The organism is Yoonia sp. R2-816 (assembly GCF_046762905.1).
GTDB lineage: Bacteria > Pseudomonadota > Alphaproteobacteria > Rhodobacterales > Rhodobacteraceae > Yoonia.
The window spans coordinates 77127-93362 of the sequence record NZ_JBKQXN010000167.1 but is presented as its reverse complement, the minus strand read 5'-3'; the positions used below and the strand labels follow the sequence as shown (position 1 = coordinate 93362).

Sequence of the window (16236 nt, the reverse complement as noted above, 5' to 3'; positions counted from 1 at the left end):
ATCTCCGCCGCGTCGGTGCCCGCTCGTTCACTGCTGTATTCGAAGCCATCGGCCAAATCTGCGACTTATACGATCCCACAGAGTGCTGGAACTACTTCAAGGCTGCCGGATATGCCTCAAACTAATCCCGAAACGCTTTAGGATTGCATCAACGTCCACTCCAACTGAGTTAAGTCAGGCAACGGCGGCATCTAGCTGAGCGACCAAAAAGCGCTTTGCTACTCGCGCTCAAGCATGGCTCTTCCAACCCAATTAGGTTTTTTATAACCGGGCGGACGCGGCAAATCATGTGACAGAATTAGTCTTCCACGATACTCGGCAGGTAGGCTGTCAATTGGAACTTTTGCTGCAATACGGAAACCCAAGTCAGAGTGTTTGGTCCGCTCGCGTTCCTGCAATTCACCAGCGTTGAGAAACGGATCAACTCGCTGCAGATCGTCAAGGAAGCTCCCGCCACGAAGTGGAAATACTTTTTTTCGACCACTGATCACAGCGACAAAACTGGCAGAGTCGTAGCCATCGTGGAGGTATGTCCACTCCCAAACATTACCAATCATATCAACAACCCCGAAACGGTTAACTGATGACTCTTCCCTTGAAACAAGTGCTGGATATTTGCGCCTATCGTAAAGATCATCGGTTAGCCAATTTTTCCTGTCGTAGACTGGATACGGGAAGCCAAATGCTGAAAAATCCCAAAGAGTTGAGGAGGGAACACAACAATCAGATAAGCTTTCAAATTTCGATTGCATCCAGCGGGCATAAGCTTCGGCGTCATAATAGTTGACGCACACCACTGGCTGCTCTGCGTCATTGAATTTGGTGTCCTTCCAGGGATGGTAGGGACCTTCCCAAAAGGGGGAACCGTTCTTTTCGACTAATTCCTCTCCACAGGGGGACTCGTAACCCGTTTCCTCAACGAAAGCCTTATATTGACCATTCGTTACGGGTGTTTTTCCCAGAACCCATGCCATCCCAGGATCTTCGGTGCTGACCCGAGGGATCAAGACAAAGGTATGGCTGTTCTCCTCAGCAATCTCGTAAGGTTCCCAATCGCTAGGATTGTTCGAGATGTAGAATTTCCCTCTCTCTCGGCCAAAAAAGAATGGAGAAGGAACCTTGTCTTCGGGATATTGCCGGTTGTGTAAATTTGCCGCTTCTTCAACCCACTTCCTCATATCAGAAATGTCAATTGCTCCATCACCGTCAGAATCAGCTTCGGAAAAACTGGACGAAAGTGCCTCACAGACTGCTGTTGTCAGAAAGCTTCCTTCAAGAGCGTCAATTTCTTTGGCAGACTCAAGCCGATCACTTGCAAGAAGCGAGACAAAAGCTTCGGAGCCGTCTGAGATGTCGGGCACCAGATCGTTGAGTCTTCGCAGTTGGGATTTCTTGAACCTACTGCCCGCAAAAACCATGCCAGCATGACAGCAATCCAAAACCAGTAATTTGAAGCGAGCGTCACAAAACCTCATTATTCGAGTGATTGCGTCGGCACTAAGAGATGTACTCAGTAACTTGTCCATGCTGGTTTCATCCAGCATAAAAATCAGGCTTCCTTTTTCTATGAGGCCATGGCCTGAAAAAAATACAATTAGGGTATCGTCTTTGCTGCAATCATCAGCAACCTCCGATATAAGGCGTTCGATTTCTTGTGGATCTGATTTGTTTTCTGTTTTGTGAACTGCAAAGCCACAGATTGGGCTAGATAAAGTGCTGACCACTCGGTTCACGTCGAACTCTGAATACTTCAGTTTGCCTGCTGCTTCAGGACCGTTTGAACCAAAAACGACGGCATGGCGAGCCATTACTGCACCCCAATCTTAACTGAACTCAATTTCTATTCCAAAGCCTTTCACGGAGATACTTTGCTTTCTGGCCCCAGGGTCGTCTTGAACCACAACGTCAACCCAGTGAAGGATGGGGTTGCCCTCGCCATCGTTCATGTGGTTCCCATTGCTATCCTCAACTGGGACGAGACGCTTTTCTCGGATAACGGCCTCTCTTCTAGAGACATTGCGGATTACTTCGATCAGGAGCGGGGTCAGCGCAGCAACAACCGCCGCCGACGCCAAAATTATTGTTGCGGGTTCCTTCCTGGGCGACGTTTGCGTTTCTGGGTTGGGAGCAACCTCAATCTCAACCGCTGAGTCTGCCTTCTTGACAAGGTCAGAAACCGAAAAATCATTTTCGACTAAAAACTTAGAAAGGTCCGCACCTAATAATACATAGTGGCCCTTCATTATGTGCTCCAGCCTGTTCAATTTAAGTCATGCTACGTAATGCTACGTAATGCTACGTAATGCTACGTAATGCTACGTAATGCTACGTAATGCTACGCATCGTTAATGATAATGGCAAGATCGACTAAGGGCGGTGCCGCTGCACTCTTTCATCACAGAGCGCAGGTTTGGTATCTTTAGTTGGCTCTTTTGGGGTGGCCAATGCACAAGGAACGTTAAGACGCAGTTCAGCTAACCTGTGGCCAATAACCCCCTGCCAAAACCTCTCGGCCAAAAACCGTCGTTTTTGACACTGTTGGCGATGCGCTCGCAATCATTGAAAAATCTTGTACCACAAACCCTTGGCGAAACCCGGATTGATTTTGTGACGTTTTTGGCCGCAGCCCGAAGAGCGGACATTGGTGCACGGTGCAGCATCCAGTACTAATAGGATGTACCGGCTGCTTCACCCAGCAGGTTAGGCTTAGCCTACGGGCCGATGCTGGACTTTGCAAAGTCCGCTTACTGCGCATTGCAGTCGTCAGAGCAAAGCGCAGCAGCAGTCAAAGTGCCATCTACACCACCTCAAACACCCACCACAAACCCCTAAAACCCGAACGTCACCCGGCGGGTCAGGACGATGCTGCCGGTCACCTGATCCTCTGACTGTGTAATTGGGCTGTTCGCTGCATCATCTCGCAATTGGTCATATTGCACCGTGCCGATCAAACCCCAATCGTCGTTGATCTGATAGGTTGCCTCGGCCTTCAGCCCCTGGCTGATGATGCCGCTACCCGCATCATACGCATCGAAAGCACTTGCACCGGCTTCGACGTCACTGACCCCGAAATAGGTCTGCGCATAATCATCGCTGCCCCACAGCACGCGCGGCCCGGCGGCGATTGTGATCTGGTCTGTGGGACGATAGATGATGTCGCCCCCAATCTCGGCCACCAGCGATTCATGTCCCACGACGCCGTAACGCACGTCGGCAAACAGCTTGTAGCCCGGTTGCGCGAACCGCAGACCGCCGCCCAGTTCCAGCGACGGGTCAATATCCTCCAAGCCAGTCAACTCCGCATAGTCATCCGCACTGCGTTCGCTGATAAACCGAACAGAGCCACCAAAACCAAAGCCGGTCCGATCTTCCCCCCCCAAGGACAGACCACCGAACTGCAGACGTTCCAGCTTGAAGCTGCCGGTCACGCCCAATTCATTGTCATCCGACCCAAAATATTCAGGAGATGATTCCGGACCGAGACCAAAATGAAAGCTGATGCCATTGCCGCCATCCTGCGCCAGCACAGGTTGGCTGGCGATCAGCGCGGTCATCACAAGGATCGTGCGAAATGTCATCTTGGCCCCTCGCCATGTTTCAATCCCAAGGATAGGCCACCTGACCCGGGCGACAACCCCCTTGGCGGTTCATCGCTTTATCGTTACCTCGCGGGGCAGACAGGCGGGGACAGCGGATGCTTTCATATCAACACGGGTTTCATGCGGGCAATCTGGCGGATGTGCACAAGCACAGCCTGCTGGCCTGGGTTCTGGCCTATATGACCGGCAAGGACAAACCGCTGACTTATCTGGAAACCCATGCCGGGCGCGGGCTTTATGATCTGACCGATGCCGCGGCGCTTAAAACGGGCGAGGCCGCCAAAGGGATCGCCATCGCGCAGGATTGGTTCGCCGCCGATCACCCCTACCGGCAGGTTCTGTCGCGGATCCATGCCGCCCACGGGCCAGACGCCTATCCCGGTTCCCCCCTGATCGCGGCAGAGCTTTTGCGCCCGATGGACAATATCCACCTGTCCGAACTGCACCCCCAGGAATTTGCCGCCCTGCAAACCAACATGGCCCCCTATGGCGGCGTAATCCGCCAGCGTGACGGATGGGACATGGCCCTGTCGCTTTGCCCGCCGGACCCGCGCCGCGGTCTGCTGCTGATCGATCCGTCATTCGAGGTGAAATCGGATTACCAGACCATCCCCAGAACGCTCGCCAATATCCACCGCAAATGGGGGGTGGGCGTGCTGATGCTCTGGTATCCGATCCTGACGGACGGCCCCCACAAACCCATGATCGGCGCGCTGAAATCCGCGATCCCCGAAAGTGTGGTACACGAGGTGCGCTTTCCCCCTGCCCGGCCCGGGCATCGCATGGTGGGCTCCGGTCTTTTCGTGGTGAACCCGCCTTACGGCTTCACGCAAGAGTGTGCGCGCGTGACCAAACTCTTCCAAGACAGGCTGTCAGGCACTAAGTAGGGCAGATGTTTACTGATCTCCTGCGGCGTCTGACCGCCCCCGAACCGCAAAAACTGCCCGATCCCGATGCTCGCCTCGCCCTTGGCGCGCTGCTGGTCCGGGTCGCACGATCCGATGGCGATTACGCCGATGTCGAAATTGCCCAGATCGACCGGGCCCTGTCCGCCCGCTACGGCCTCAGCCCGTTCGAGGCCGCCAAACTGCGCGCGGAATGTGAACAGCTTGAGGCAGAGGCGCCAGACACCGTCCGCTTTACCCGCGCGATCAAGGATGCCGTCGATTACGACGACCGCGTCGCCGTGATCGAGGCGATGTGGTCCATCGTCATGGCCGATGGCGTGCGGGAAGAGGAAGAGGACAGCCTGATGCGCATGACCGCCTCACTCCTTGGCGTGTCCGATCAGGACAGCCACAAGGCGAGGCTGCGCATTTCGTGATCGCCAGCCTGCCGATGTACGCCACAACACGCACGGCAGCCGCCGATGCACGGTTCTGGGCCAGCATCCGCGACGCCCTGCGCGCGCAAGGCCAGCCAGCGCCCGACACGCTGACGCCCGCACCGGGTGACCTGCTGACCCATTGGCGCGACCCGGCACTGGTGCTGTCGCAAACCTGCGGGCTGCCTTACCGAAAGGTTCTGCGCGATCACGTTATGCTGGTGGGCACCCCGGATTACGCGGTCGAGGGCTGTCCGCCCGGCCACTATTGCAGCCTTGTCATCACACGGTCGGACGATCCGCGCACCGATCTTGCGGCGCTCACCCAGACGCGCTTTGCCTATAACGACGCGATGTCGCAATCCGGCTGGGCCGCGCTCGCGCTTGAGGCACCTGATGTGCTGCAGGGGCCGCTGATCCAGACTGGCAGCCACCGCGCCTCGGCCATGGCAGTCCGGACCGGGCAGGCCGATTTCGCCAGCATCGATGCGGTGACATGGCGGCACCTGTCGGCCAGCGGCGACACTGCCGGGCTGTCCGTCATCCATCGCACCCGGCCAACGCCCGGCTTGCCCTTCATCGCTGCCAGGTGCCGGGACGGCACCGTGATCCGGCAGGCCGTCAGCATGGCAATCGCGGGCCTGTCCGCCGATGACCGCGCCATATTGGGGCTTCGCGACATCATCGAGTTATCGCCAGACGTGTATGATCTGCCCTTGCCGCCCTCTCCGCAGGCAATCGGAACCTGACGTTGGGTCAATGCGCCGTGAACCGTTGCAAATGCCCCGAAAATAAGCCCTACTCCCCGTCGGAATAACAAGAAGCTGCCACACGTGACCAATACCGCCCCTGTTATCGAAATCCGTGATCTGCATAAATCCTACGGGGCGCTTGAGGTGCTCAAGGGTGTGGATATCACGGCCCCCGCAGGGCATGTGGTGTCGCTGATCGGCTCATCCGGATCGGGCAAATCCACCTTGCTGCGATGCGCCAACCTGCTGGAAGACAGCCAGCAGGGCGATGTCATTTTCTGCGGTGAGCCGGTGAAATGGAAAGGCAGCGGGGCGGGGCGCCATCCGGGCGACCACGCCCAGATGATCCGCATCCGCACCAACCTGTCCATGGTGTTTCAACAGTTCAATCTGTGGGCGCATATGACGATTCTGCAAAACGTGATGGAAGCCCCCGTAACGGTCCTCAAACGCGACAAGGCCGAGGTCGAGGCAGCCGCCCGCAAATACCTCGAAAAGGTGGGGATCGGCGACAAATGCGACGCCTATCCGGCGCAATTGTCCGGCGGTCAGCAACAACGTGCCGCCATCGCGCGGGCACTTTGCATGGAACCCAAGGCGCTGCTATTTGATGAACCCACCAGCGCCCTGGACCCGGAACTGGAACAGGAAGTCGTCAAGGTAATCAAGGATCTGGCCGCCGAAGGGCGCACCATGATCATCGTGACACACGATATGCGGCTTGCCGGGGATGTCAGCGACCACGTGGTCTTCCTGCATCAGGGCAAAATCGAAGAAGAAGGACCGCCCGAAACGCTGTTCGGGCAACCGAAAACTGACCGACTGCGCGGCTTTCTGTCCGCCACAGTCTCATAAGAACATCAAACTGGGAGTATACCTGATGAAAAAACTGATCCTGACGACCGCACTGGCCCTTGTGGGCGGTATGGCCTTCGCCGACGCGCATTCCGTGGTGCGTCTGGGCACCGAAGGCGCCTACCCTCCGTACAACTTCATCAATGACGCTGGTGAAGTGGACGGGTTCGAACGCGAACTGGGGGATGAACTTTGCGCGCGCGCCGAACTGACCTGCGAATGGGTCACCAACGAATGGGACAGCATCATCCCGAACCTCGTGTCCGGCAACTATGATGCGATCATGGCTGGCATGTCAGTGACGGATGAGCGTAAGGAAGTCATTGATTTCTCTGAGCAATACACCCTGCCCGATCCGTCCGCATTCCTCGCCCTCGGTGATGTGGATCTGGAAAACGGCGTCATCGCCGCCCAGTCCAGCACGATCCAGGCCAGCCACGTTGCCAGCATGACAGGTGCCACGCTTCTGGAATTCGCCACACCTGACGAAACTATCGCCGCTGTGAAGAACGGAGAGGCCGACGCGGTTCTCGCCGACAAGGCGTTCCTGCTGCCCATCGCTGAATCCGACAGCGAACTGTCCGTGGTCGGTGACGATGTCCTGATTGGTGGCGGTATCGGTGTCGGCGTCCGGCAAAGCGACACAGAACTGCGCGACAAATTCAGCGCCGCCATCCTTTCAATGAAAGAAGACGGTTCGCTGAACGAACTGATCACCAAATGGTTGCCTGATTCAGCCACATTCTAAGACCTGTTCGAGGGGGCCTTGCGCCCCCTCATCTTCTTTCCGGTGACCGCTTATTTTCAGCTTCTGCTCAGATCCCGCCAGTCTTGAAGGCCTGCCATGGCTCAGCTGCTACCTGACCACGGGCAAGCATATGGCGATGTATTGGGCGGTCGGCACCGTGCTGCTGCTTCTGGCGATCACCGCGCCGGTCGCACTCTTGTTCGGGTTCGGCGGGGCCTCTGCCGCGCGCAGCCACATCGCCCCGCTGCGCTGGTTCGGCAAGACCTATATCGCCATCGTGCGCGGCATCCCCGACATCGCATTCTTTCTGTTTTTCGTGATCGCGCTGGATCAGCTGTTCGAATATATCCGCCACCGCATCAAATGCCCCGACTGGTCCGATGCGGTCTGGCAGGGCAGCGATTTTGTGGTCTGTTCCGCGGCGAAACTGCCCTTGGGCAACGCACCGCAATGGGTGCATGAAACCTACGGCTTCTTTCTGGCCGCGCTGACCTTCGCCATCGTCTTTGGCGCTTTTGCAGGGAACGTGCTGTTCGGGGCGATGCAGGCGGTCCCCCGCGGCCAACTTGAAACGGCAGAGGCTTACGGGATGTCCCGCCGCCAGACTTTCTGGCGCGTGCTGGTGCCGCAAATGTGGGTCTACGCCCTCCCCGGCCTGTCGAACCTGTGGATGGTGCTGATCAAGGCGACGCCATTGCTGTTCCTGCTCGGCGTCGAAGACATCGTCTACTGGGCCCGCGAACTGGGCGGCTCGAAGCAGCCCCAATTCACCGAATACCCCCATCCCGACTGGCGGATGTGGTACTTTCTGGCACTTCTGGTGTTCTATCTGTGCTTCACAAAAGTCTCCGAAGTCGTGCTTGACCGGATCATGGCCCGCCTGACCCATGGACAGGCCACCGCCGCAGGCGAAGCCCAGCGAAAGGCAGCCGCATGAGCTGCTGGGAAACGATCATCGACTATGGCTTGCGCAGCCAGGGGATCGGCGAACGGCTCTTGCCGCGCTCTGACTTCACGCTCTGCCAGCAATTCACCCTGATCGGCTCCGGCATGATCTGGAACATCTATTTCGGGTTCTTCGCCCTCGTCTCCGGGTTCTTCCTCGCCACTGCCGTCGCGCTTGGAAAGGCCGCGCGCAACCCGCTGATCCGCAAACCATCCGAATGGTTCATCTTTGTCTTCCGCGGCTCACCGCTCTTTATCCAGTTCTTCTTCGCCTATTTCCTGTTTCTCAGCCTCAAGGGGGTCTACCCGATCTTCAGCCCGCTGACCTCGGCCTGGGCGGGCGCGCTGGTGGTGCTCTTCCTGAACACCGCCGCCTACTCGGGCGAGATTTTCTACGGCGCCCTGCAATCCATCCCCAAAGGCGATACCGAAGCCGCTGACGCCTACGGGCTGTCCGGCTGGAACCGGTTCCGCCGTGTGATCTGGCCCACCATGCTGCGGCTGGCCTGGCCCGCCTATACGAACGAGGCGATCTTTCTCTTCCACGCCACCACGCTGGTATTCTTCTCGGGCTTTCCGGCGCTGCAGCAACGGGGCGACGCGCTCTACTACGCGAACTACTTTGCCGATAAGACCTTCAACCCGTTCATCCCCTATCCGATCCTTGCCGGCTATTTCATCCTGCTGACGCTGGTGGTCATAGGGGTGTTCGGTCTGGTCAACAAACGCCTGAACCGGCACCTGCCGCAAGAGGCACGAAAGCGGCTGAAGGTCCGGCCACAGGTTATCCGGTAGCGCGCAGAATTTTCTGGAAAATTCTGACGGCACACGGATTTTCGCGAAAATCCGTCCACCCTTCGCATCCGCTTGCGACAGGCCTGAAATCGGATTAGTTTTGCGCGACCTCCAATGACGGTGACCCCATGAAAATCGGCATATTGCAAACGGGCCATTCGCCGGACACGCTGATGCCGCGCTATGGCGATTACGGGCAGTTTTTTGAAAAACTGCTGACGGGCCAAGGTTTTGATTTTCAGACCTACAGCGTCGTTGACATGGAATTTCCCGCCAGCATTGCGCACTGCGACGGCTGGTTGATTACAGGTTCAAAACACGGCGCTTACGAGGACCTGCCTTTCATCCCCCCGCTTGAGGATATGATCCGGGACATCTACGCCGCCGCCATCCCGCTGGTGGGCATCTGTTTCGGGCACCAGATCATCGCACAGGCCTTGGGCGGTAAGGTCGCCAAGTTTGATGGCGGCTGGGCCGTGGGCCGCCAGACCTATGACTGGAACGGCGAGACGATAGCGCTCAACGCCTGGCATCAGGATCAGGTCACCCACCGCCCCGCCGATGCGCAGGTTTGCGCCACCAACGCATTTTGCGAAAATGCAGCGCTTGTCTATGGCAATCGCGCCTTTACGGTGCAAGCACATCCGGAGTTCAATTCTGCGTTCACAGCAGAACTGGCCGACATCCGGGGCGAAGGCGTGGTGCCGGAACCGTTGCTGGAAAATATGAGGGCTAATCTGGACAAACCCATCGACGACACCCGCATTGCCCTGCAAATCGCGCGGTTTTTCAAGGAACGGAACGTAGCATGAGTTGGACCGAAAAGATCCCGCAAGCCGCAAGGGATTATCTAGAGGCCAACCGGCTGGACGAGGTCGAATGTGTGATCGCCGACCTGCCTGGCATTGCGCGGGGCAAGGCCGTGCCTGCTGGCAAATGGGAAAAGCAGACCAGCTTTCATCTGCCGAACTCCATCTTCTTCCAGACCATCACCGGTGACTGGGGGGAGGCCGCAGGCCCTGACGGCTTTCTTGAACCCGACATGGTCATGAAACCGGACTTGTCGACAACCACCGCCGCCCCATGGGCCGATGATGGCACACTGCAGGTCATCCACGACGCCTTTGACCAAAAAGGCAAACCTGTTCCTTTTTCGCCCCGCAATGTGTTGCGCCGGGTGGTTGACCTCTACAAGGCCGAAGGCTGGACACCGGTCGTGGCCCCCGAGATGGAGTTCTACCTTGTCGCCCGCAACATCGACCCCGCCAAGGCGATTGAACCCATGATGGGGCGCACCGGACGCCCTGCCGCCGGACGGCAAGCCTATTCGATGTCTGCCGTCGATGATTACGGGCCGGTGATCGACGACATCTATGAATACGCTGAAGTCCAGGGGTTCGAGATTGACGGCATCGCCCAGGAAGGCGGCGCTGGACAGCTTGAGATTAATCTGCGCCACGGCAACCCGGTCAAGCTTGCCGATGAGGTCTTCTATTTCAAACGGCTGATCCGCGAGGCGGCCCTGAAGCACGATTGCTTCGCCACCTTCATGGCCAAACCGATCGAAGGCGAACCCGGCTCTGCCATGCATATCCATCATTCGGTGCTGGACGATAAAGGGCGCAATATCTTTACCGGCCCGCAGGGCGGCGAAACTGATGCCTTTTTCCATTTCATCGGCGGTCTGCAGGAACATATGCCAAGCGTGATCGCCATGATCGCACCTTACGTGAACAGCTACCGGCGCTATGTGCGCGATCATGCTGCGCCCATCAACCTCGAATGGGGGCGCGACAATCGGACGACAGGTATCCGCATCCCGGTCTCGCCACCCGAGGCGCGGCGGATCGAAAACCGGCTCGCCGGAATGGACTGCAACCCTTATCTTTGCATCGCCGCCTCGCTCGCTTGCGGCTATCTGGGAATGAAGAACGAGGTGCGGCCCGACAAACGCTGGCACGGCGATGCCTACGAATCCGAAGATGAGGTGCCACAGGGCCTTTATGCCGCGCTGGATATGTTTGACGAAGCGAAAGAAATCCACGACGTCCTCGGCCCTGATTTCGCCCGGGTCTATTCCATTGTCAAAAGGGCAGAATATAATGAGTTCCTGCAGGTCATCAGCCCGTGGGAACGCGAACATCTGTTGTTGAACGTATGATCAAACACGGCATCGCCATAGTCTTTCTGACACTACTGACACAATTGGGTGGCATCGCATGGCTGCTTGCCCTCATCCTGCGGCCATTATTCGGGCGGTTTCTGACCATCTTTCTCGCCACCTATCTGGGGCTGTCGGTCGGTGTGCATTACGCGGCCCCCTCCACAGGTCGGGTCGCCCTGCCGTGTCTGGACGCCGGTCCAACGCAGGTTGCAGTGCTGAACCCGCTTTATTGCGCGCTCAACCGTCACTACGTCACCCCCGAAATGAAAGACTACGCCAATTCGCTGGCTGCACATATGCATGAGACGTTCCCGGGCACACGCACCCGGGCGCTGGATGGTGGCTTTCCGTTTCTGAATGGGTTTCCGCTTTTGCCCCATCTGTCACATGATGATGGGCAAAAGCTTGATCTGGCCTTTTTCTACACCGATGCCGGTGGTGAGTATCAATTGGGCAAGGCGCGCTCGCCCATCGGCTATTGGGGCTTTGAAGATCCGCGGCCTGGCGACCCGGAACCCTGTGCCGACCAATCGGGGATCAGCCTGCGCTGGGACGTAGCATGGCTGCAACCCTATCTGCGCGATTGGCCGCTGGATGAGGCGCGGACAGGCGAAATGCTTCGCTGGCTGGCTGAAAACCCGGTTGGTGAAGACTTCCGTATCTTCATCGAACCTCATCTGGCCCGCCGGTTGGGTGTATCCGGCGATGCGGTGGGTTTCCAGGGCTGCAACGCAGCACGGCATGACGACCACATTCATGTGCAGTTTGTGCCTGCAGCAACGCCACCTAGCCCCGAACCGGTCCAACCAGACCCGGCTGCACCGATTGAACAGGATCCTGCACCGATCGAGACAGAAACGACCGAGTAACGCCCGCTCTACCGCCTCACGAACTGCAAAACACCGGCAATCGCCGGCGCGTCAGGATCATCTGAGGGATGGGAAACACCGTTATTCACGATGATCTTCTCAAAATCGAACGGGCTGATGCCGTCCAGACAGGCCACGTTAACCCCCAGCTCATTCGGGTTCGAACGGCGCTGGTGATACGTGTAAATCCCGCAGACACGGCAAAAGTAATGCTTCGCTGTTCTGGTGTTGAATTGATACAGCGTTAGGGCGTCTTCGCCTTGCATAAATCGGATACCACCCAGCGGTGCGGTCACGGCGACCGCCCCGCGCATGCTGCAATAGGAACAGGTGCAGCGACTGGCGCTGTTCAACCCATCGCTTAGCGTGACCTCGAACCGGACCGTGCCACAGTGACAGCCCCCGCTATGCTTTGTCTCGTTCGCCATCCAACATCCCCTTCGATCCGAACAAACCGCTATCTCTGTCCAACCTCAACCCCTATCATGCGCCAATACTAATAGTGACCCGCAGGCCCTCATGAACCCGCTTCACCGCAATGACCGCCCCGGCCAGTTCCCCAAAAGCTGGTACGCTGCCAGCACCGATATCCCGCCGGAACGCCCGCCGCTATATGGGCAGACCACGGCGGACGTCTGCGTTGTGGGCGCGGGTTACACCGGGCTGTCCGCCGCGTTGCATCTGGCAAACAAGGGGCTGGATGTCGTCGTGCTGGATGCGCACAGGGCCGGTTTTGGCGCATCAGGGCGCAATGGCGGGCAGGTCGGCACCGGCTTTAACATGGACCAGCCCGCGCTGGAAAAGCGGTTCGGCCCGGACACTGCCCGCCTATTGTGGGAACTGGCCGAAGAAGCCAAGCAAGACGTGCGCCAGAATTGCGCCCGGCTTGCGCACGACGCGCGCTATACCCCCGGCGTGGCCCATGGGTTTTATGCCGCGCGCGAGGCAAAGGATTATGCAGACTATGCCGCGCACCTGGCCGACACCTATGGATATGATCAGATCGAACTGCTGGACCCGGAGGCCATGCGCAATCTGGTCAAATCCCCGCTCTACCAAGGCGGATTGCTGGATATGGGTGCCGGGCATCTGCACCCGCTGCGCTATGCCTTCGGCCTTGCCCGCGCGGCAGAGGCAGCAGGCGCACGCATTTACGAACGGGCCGAGGTTCACGATATTGCCAATGCCGATCCGGCCGAGGTGCGCACCGACCGGGGCTGCGTCAAAGCCCGCCATGTGATCCTTGCGGGCAATGGCTACCTGCCCAATATCGAACGCAAGGTGGCGGCCAAGGTCATGCCGATCAACAGCTTTATGTGCGCGACCGAACCGCTTGGCGACAAAGCGGCAGAGGTTCTGGCACGCGATATTGCCGTCGCGGACAGCAAGTTTGTCGTGAACTACTACCGCCTGTCCGAGGATAAGCGGTTCCTGTTCGGCGGGCGTGAAAGCTATTCCATCGGCTTTCCCAAGGATATCAGCACCGCCCTGATCGCGCGCATGACAAACCTGTTTCCGCAGTTGCAAGGCGTCAAGATTGACTATGTCTGGGGTGGCACACTTGGCATCACAATGCCCCGCCTGCCTGCCATTCAGCGGGTCGCACCCAATGTTCTGTCCGGCGCGGGCTTTTCCGGGCATGGCGTGGCCCTGTCCGGGTTGGCCGGCAAGGTCATGGCCGAGGCGATTGCCGGTCAGGCATCCCGTTTCGATACGCTGACCGGGCTGAACGTGCCGAATTTCCCCGGCGGCGTGGCGTTTCGCGCGCCACTGCTAACACTGGCCATGACGTGGTATGCCCTGCGCGACCGGCTTGGAATTTGATCTTCGACAAACAGTCATAGAATTGTAATGCGATTCGTGTTAGCTTTTCCCGAAATGTAATTTCAGGAAAGCTGAACACATGTCCCACATCCCCAATGTCTACGATGCCGAACCGATCCCAGCCGCCGCCATGGACGAGGTCAGTCGCATCCTGCGCAGTGGTGATTTGTTCCGTTACACGTCAGAGAATTCGCCAGTCGCTTTGCTTGAGGCAGAGTTCGCATCACTGATGGGCAGCAAATATGCGCTAGCCGTGTCGTCCTGTTCGGCTGCGCTGTTTTTGTCGCTCAAAGCACTGGGTCTGCCAAAAGGCGCGCGGGTGCTGATCCCTGGGTTCACCTTTGCCGCAGTCCCCTCGGCAGTGGTTCATGCTGACTGCATGCCTGTCCTGTGCGAATGCGGCGACAACTACCGCATTGATCTGGATGATTTCGAGGCCAAGATCCACTTGGTCGATGCCGTCATCATCAGCCATATGCGCGGACATACCTCGGACATGGATGAAATCATGGCGATCTGCCTAGACGCCGGAAAACCCGTTGTCGAAGATGCCGCCCATTCACTGGGGACCACATGGGATGGGCGCAATATCGGCACCATCGGCAAAATCGGGTGTTTCAGCTTTCAGTCCTACAAACTGCTCAACGCGGGCGAAGGCGGTATCATGATCACCGACGATGCCGACTTGATCGCGCGCGCCGTCATTATGTCGGGGGCCTATGAACATAACTGGAAAAAGCACCCCGTTTTGCAGGACAGCTTTGTCAAATGGCAGAACAAGCTGCCACTTTATAACCAGCGGCTCAACACCCTGTCCGCAGCCATCATCCGCCCGCAGTTGGACGAGCTTGCTCGCAGGGTCGCCAATGGGCGGCGCAACCATGACCACGTTGCAACACAGCTCAACCACTCCAATTGGATCACTGTTCCCGCCAAGCTGGCCCAGGAAGAACGCGCACCTGACTCCATCCAATTCAATCTTGTCGACATGACCGATGAGCAGGTGAAGGATTTTCAGGCCGCCACCGCCAAGGCAGGCTTGTCAGTGCAGGTGTTTGGGCTCAGCGACGACAATGCGCGCGCCTTCTGGAACTGGCAGTTCCTGGACCGAATCCCGCAATTACCGCGCACACGTGCCATGCTGATGCGCGCCTGTGACGTGCGATTGCCCGCGCGACTGAGCCTTGATGATTGCGACATCATCGCACAGACCATCGTCGAAGCGGCCGATCATGTCATGGCCCGCGAGCTGGAGCTGAACTAGAGCGTCGTCCGTAAAATCTGCAACGCAGATTTTCTCGGCGACAAGACAGGAGCAACAGTTGCATCTGTCTTGAAATCAAAAATCTGATTCAGATTTTTGGGATTTCGCTTTAAAGTAAGCGCAGCTGATCTTTCAGCCAGGGGTATTGCTGCAGCGCCGGGTTTACGATCATATCCTGCAGGAGCGGCTTGATCCGGGCGGCAATTGTCGCAGGCAAATCACCCAGAATATCCTGGCGCGCGGTCAGTGAAATGGTCCGGCTCAGCGGCGGAAACGGCAGCGGCATCAGATCAACGGCATCGCGGAAACGCCCCGCACGCAGCCAGCCCAGCGGGGTCAGGATTGTCCAGCCCGCCCCGTCCGCCACCATCGCCATGATGGCATGATAACTGTCCAATTCGAACCGGTGGGTCAGGCGCAGGTTCTGTCGGGCCAAATGGGCAGCAATCGTCCGGCCCATATGATGGCGGGTCGTGTATTGGATCAACTGCATCCGGTGCAGTTTGCGGTTCAAGTCTCCCTCGCCCATCATACCTTTTGGGGCAGCCAGCACAAAAGGTTCTTCAAGGAGCGGATGAACCTCCATCCCTGACATGGCCTGCCCCATATCTGCAGCCGCAATCACATCGAGCGCCCGTGTATCCAGCAGATCGAACAGCCGATGCGAGGCGCCGGTTTCCAACAGGAACTGGCAGTTCTTCAACTCCGCACTCATCGCGCGCAAAAGGCCCGGGGTCACGTCGGCATCAAAATCCTCGATCATGCCAAGGCGCAACCGGGTCAAACGGCTGAGGTCCACCATAGCCAGTTCAGCCTTGGCCTGATCCGCCTCGTTCAGGATCGTGTTGGCGCGGCGCAGAAACATCTCACCCGCCGGGGTCAGGGTCACGGGCCGTTCGCCCCGGTTTAACAACGTGGTGCCAATGGCCCCTTCCAGATTGGTGATCTGCTGGCTGACGGTAGCGGCAGACGTGCCCAAACGGCGGGCCGCCGCCGAAATCGATGCCTCTTCCGCCGTCGCCACAAAAACCGATATACCCCAAAGGGTGATCTTACCTGATGTTGCCATGGTGCAATTCCTTCACCCGGCAAACTAG

At 57.9% G+C, this 16236-nt stretch carries 17 protein-coding genes; 12 read left to right on the top strand and 5 right to left on the bottom strand.

Going from position 1 to position 16236, the window contains the following annotated elements:
- Positions 1–218: 218 nt before the first annotated feature.
- From ACFWW2_RS06345 to ACFWW2_RS06335, 3 genes are all read right to left on the bottom strand, one after another.
- On the bottom strand, positions 219–1808 hold the full coding sequence (locus tag ACFWW2_RS06345; protein WP_393927001.1) for an SUMF1/EgtB/PvdO family nonheme iron enzyme: 1590 nt from the start codon (positions 1806–1808) through the stop codon (positions 219–221).
- Positions 1809–1823: 15 nt separating this feature from the next.
- The gene (locus ACFWW2_RS06340) at positions 1824–2243 is read right to left on the bottom strand and encodes a hypothetical protein (protein ID WP_393927000.1); all 420 of its coding nucleotides are present in this window, start codon (positions 2241–2243) and stop codon (positions 1824–1826) included.
- A 585-nt stretch (positions 2244–2828) separates the two neighbouring features.
- Complete coding sequence (locus ACFWW2_RS06335; protein ID WP_393926999.1) at positions 2829–3578, bottom strand: MipA/OmpV family protein; 750 nt, start codon at positions 3576–3578, stop codon at positions 2829–2831.
- Positions 3579–3694: 116 nt separating this feature from the next.
- Between ACFWW2_RS06335 and ACFWW2_RS06330 the strand changes: the two genes are divergently transcribed.
- The 10 genes from ACFWW2_RS06330 to ACFWW2_RS06285 all read left to right on the top strand — a co-directional run bounded on the left by ACFWW2_RS06330 (position 3695) and on the right by ACFWW2_RS06285 (position 12051).
- Positions 3695–4486, top strand: a complete 792-nt coding sequence (locus ACFWW2_RS06330; protein ID WP_393926998.1) for a 23S rRNA (adenine(2030)-N(6))-methyltransferase RlmJ — start codon at positions 3695–3697, stop codon at positions 4484–4486.
- Between the two features lie 5 nt (positions 4487–4491).
- Positions 4492–4923, top strand: coding sequence for a TerB family tellurite resistance protein (locus ACFWW2_RS06325; RefSeq protein ID WP_393926997.1), 432 nt, complete (start codon positions 4492–4494; stop codon positions 4921–4923).
- Positions 4920–5672, top strand: coding sequence for a phosphate/phosphite/phosphonate ABC transporter substrate-binding protein (locus ACFWW2_RS06320; RefSeq protein ID WP_393926996.1), 753 nt, complete (start codon positions 4920–4922; stop codon positions 5670–5672). The genes ACFWW2_RS06325 and ACFWW2_RS06320 overlap by 4 nt, the downstream gene beginning before the upstream one ends.
- Positions 5673–5756: 84 nt before the next feature.
- Positions 5757–6530: an ABC transporter ATP-binding protein gene (locus tag ACFWW2_RS06315; protein ID WP_393926995.1), complete on the top strand. Its 774-nt coding sequence runs from the start codon at positions 5757–5759 to the stop codon at positions 6528–6530.
- 25 nt (positions 6531–6555) lie between these two features.
- On the top strand, positions 6556–7278 hold the full coding sequence (locus ACFWW2_RS06310; RefSeq protein ID WP_393926994.1) for a transporter substrate-binding domain-containing protein: 723 nt from the start codon (positions 6556–6558) through the stop codon (positions 7276–7278).
- Between the two features lie 52 nt (positions 7279–7330).
- Entirely contained in the window at positions 7331–8215 is an 885-nt protein-coding gene (locus tag ACFWW2_RS06305) for an ABC transporter permease (protein ID WP_393927005.1), read from the top strand.
- Complete coding sequence (locus ACFWW2_RS06300; protein ID WP_393926993.1) at positions 8212–9018, top strand: ABC transporter permease; 807 nt, start codon at positions 8212–8214, stop codon at positions 9016–9018. Before ACFWW2_RS06305 ends, ACFWW2_RS06300 begins: the two co-directional genes overlap by 4 nt.
- Positions 9019–9146: 128 nt before the next feature.
- Complete coding sequence (locus ACFWW2_RS06295) at positions 9147–9830, top strand: type 1 glutamine amidotransferase (RefSeq protein ID WP_393926992.1); 684 nt, start codon at positions 9147–9149, stop codon at positions 9828–9830.
- Positions 9827–11179, top strand: coding sequence for a glutamine synthetase family protein (locus ACFWW2_RS06290; RefSeq protein ID WP_393926991.1), 1353 nt, complete (start codon positions 9827–9829; stop codon positions 11177–11179). The genes ACFWW2_RS06295 and ACFWW2_RS06290 overlap by 4 nt, the downstream gene beginning before the upstream one ends.
- Entirely contained in the window at positions 11176–12051 is an 876-nt protein-coding gene (locus tag ACFWW2_RS06285) for a hypothetical protein (protein ID WP_393926990.1), read from the top strand. The genes ACFWW2_RS06290 and ACFWW2_RS06285 overlap by 4 nt, the downstream gene beginning before the upstream one ends.
- Positions 12052–12059: 8 nt before the next feature.
- Here ACFWW2_RS06285 and ACFWW2_RS06280 read toward each other — a convergent pair whose 3' ends face one another.
- Positions 12060–12479: a GFA family protein gene (locus tag ACFWW2_RS06280; RefSeq protein ID WP_393926989.1), complete on the bottom strand. Its 420-nt coding sequence runs from the start codon at positions 12477–12479 to the stop codon at positions 12060–12062.
- A gap of 91 nt (positions 12480–12570) precedes the next feature.
- Here ACFWW2_RS06280 and ACFWW2_RS06275 point away from each other — a divergent pair, with 91 nt between their 5' ends.
- Together ACFWW2_RS06275 and ACFWW2_RS06270 are read left to right on the top strand one after the other, a co-directional pair.
- A complete protein-coding gene (locus ACFWW2_RS06275) occupies positions 12571–13875 on the top strand; it encodes an NAD(P)/FAD-dependent oxidoreductase (protein ID WP_393926988.1) in 1305 nt (434 codons plus the stop codon).
- A 79-nt stretch (positions 13876–13954) separates the two neighbouring features.
- Complete coding sequence (locus ACFWW2_RS06270; RefSeq protein WP_393926987.1) at positions 13955–15139, top strand: DegT/DnrJ/EryC1/StrS family aminotransferase; 1185 nt, start codon at positions 13955–13957, stop codon at positions 15137–15139.
- Between the two features lie 109 nt (positions 15140–15248).
- Here ACFWW2_RS06270 and ACFWW2_RS06265 read toward each other — a convergent pair whose 3' ends face one another.
- Positions 15249–16208 carry a LysR family transcriptional regulator gene (locus ACFWW2_RS06265; RefSeq protein ID WP_393926986.1) on the bottom strand — a complete coding sequence of 320 codons (960 nt, stop codon included), beginning with the start codon at positions 16206–16208 and terminating at the stop codon, positions 15249–15251.
- Positions 16209–16236 lie beyond the last annotated feature (28 nt).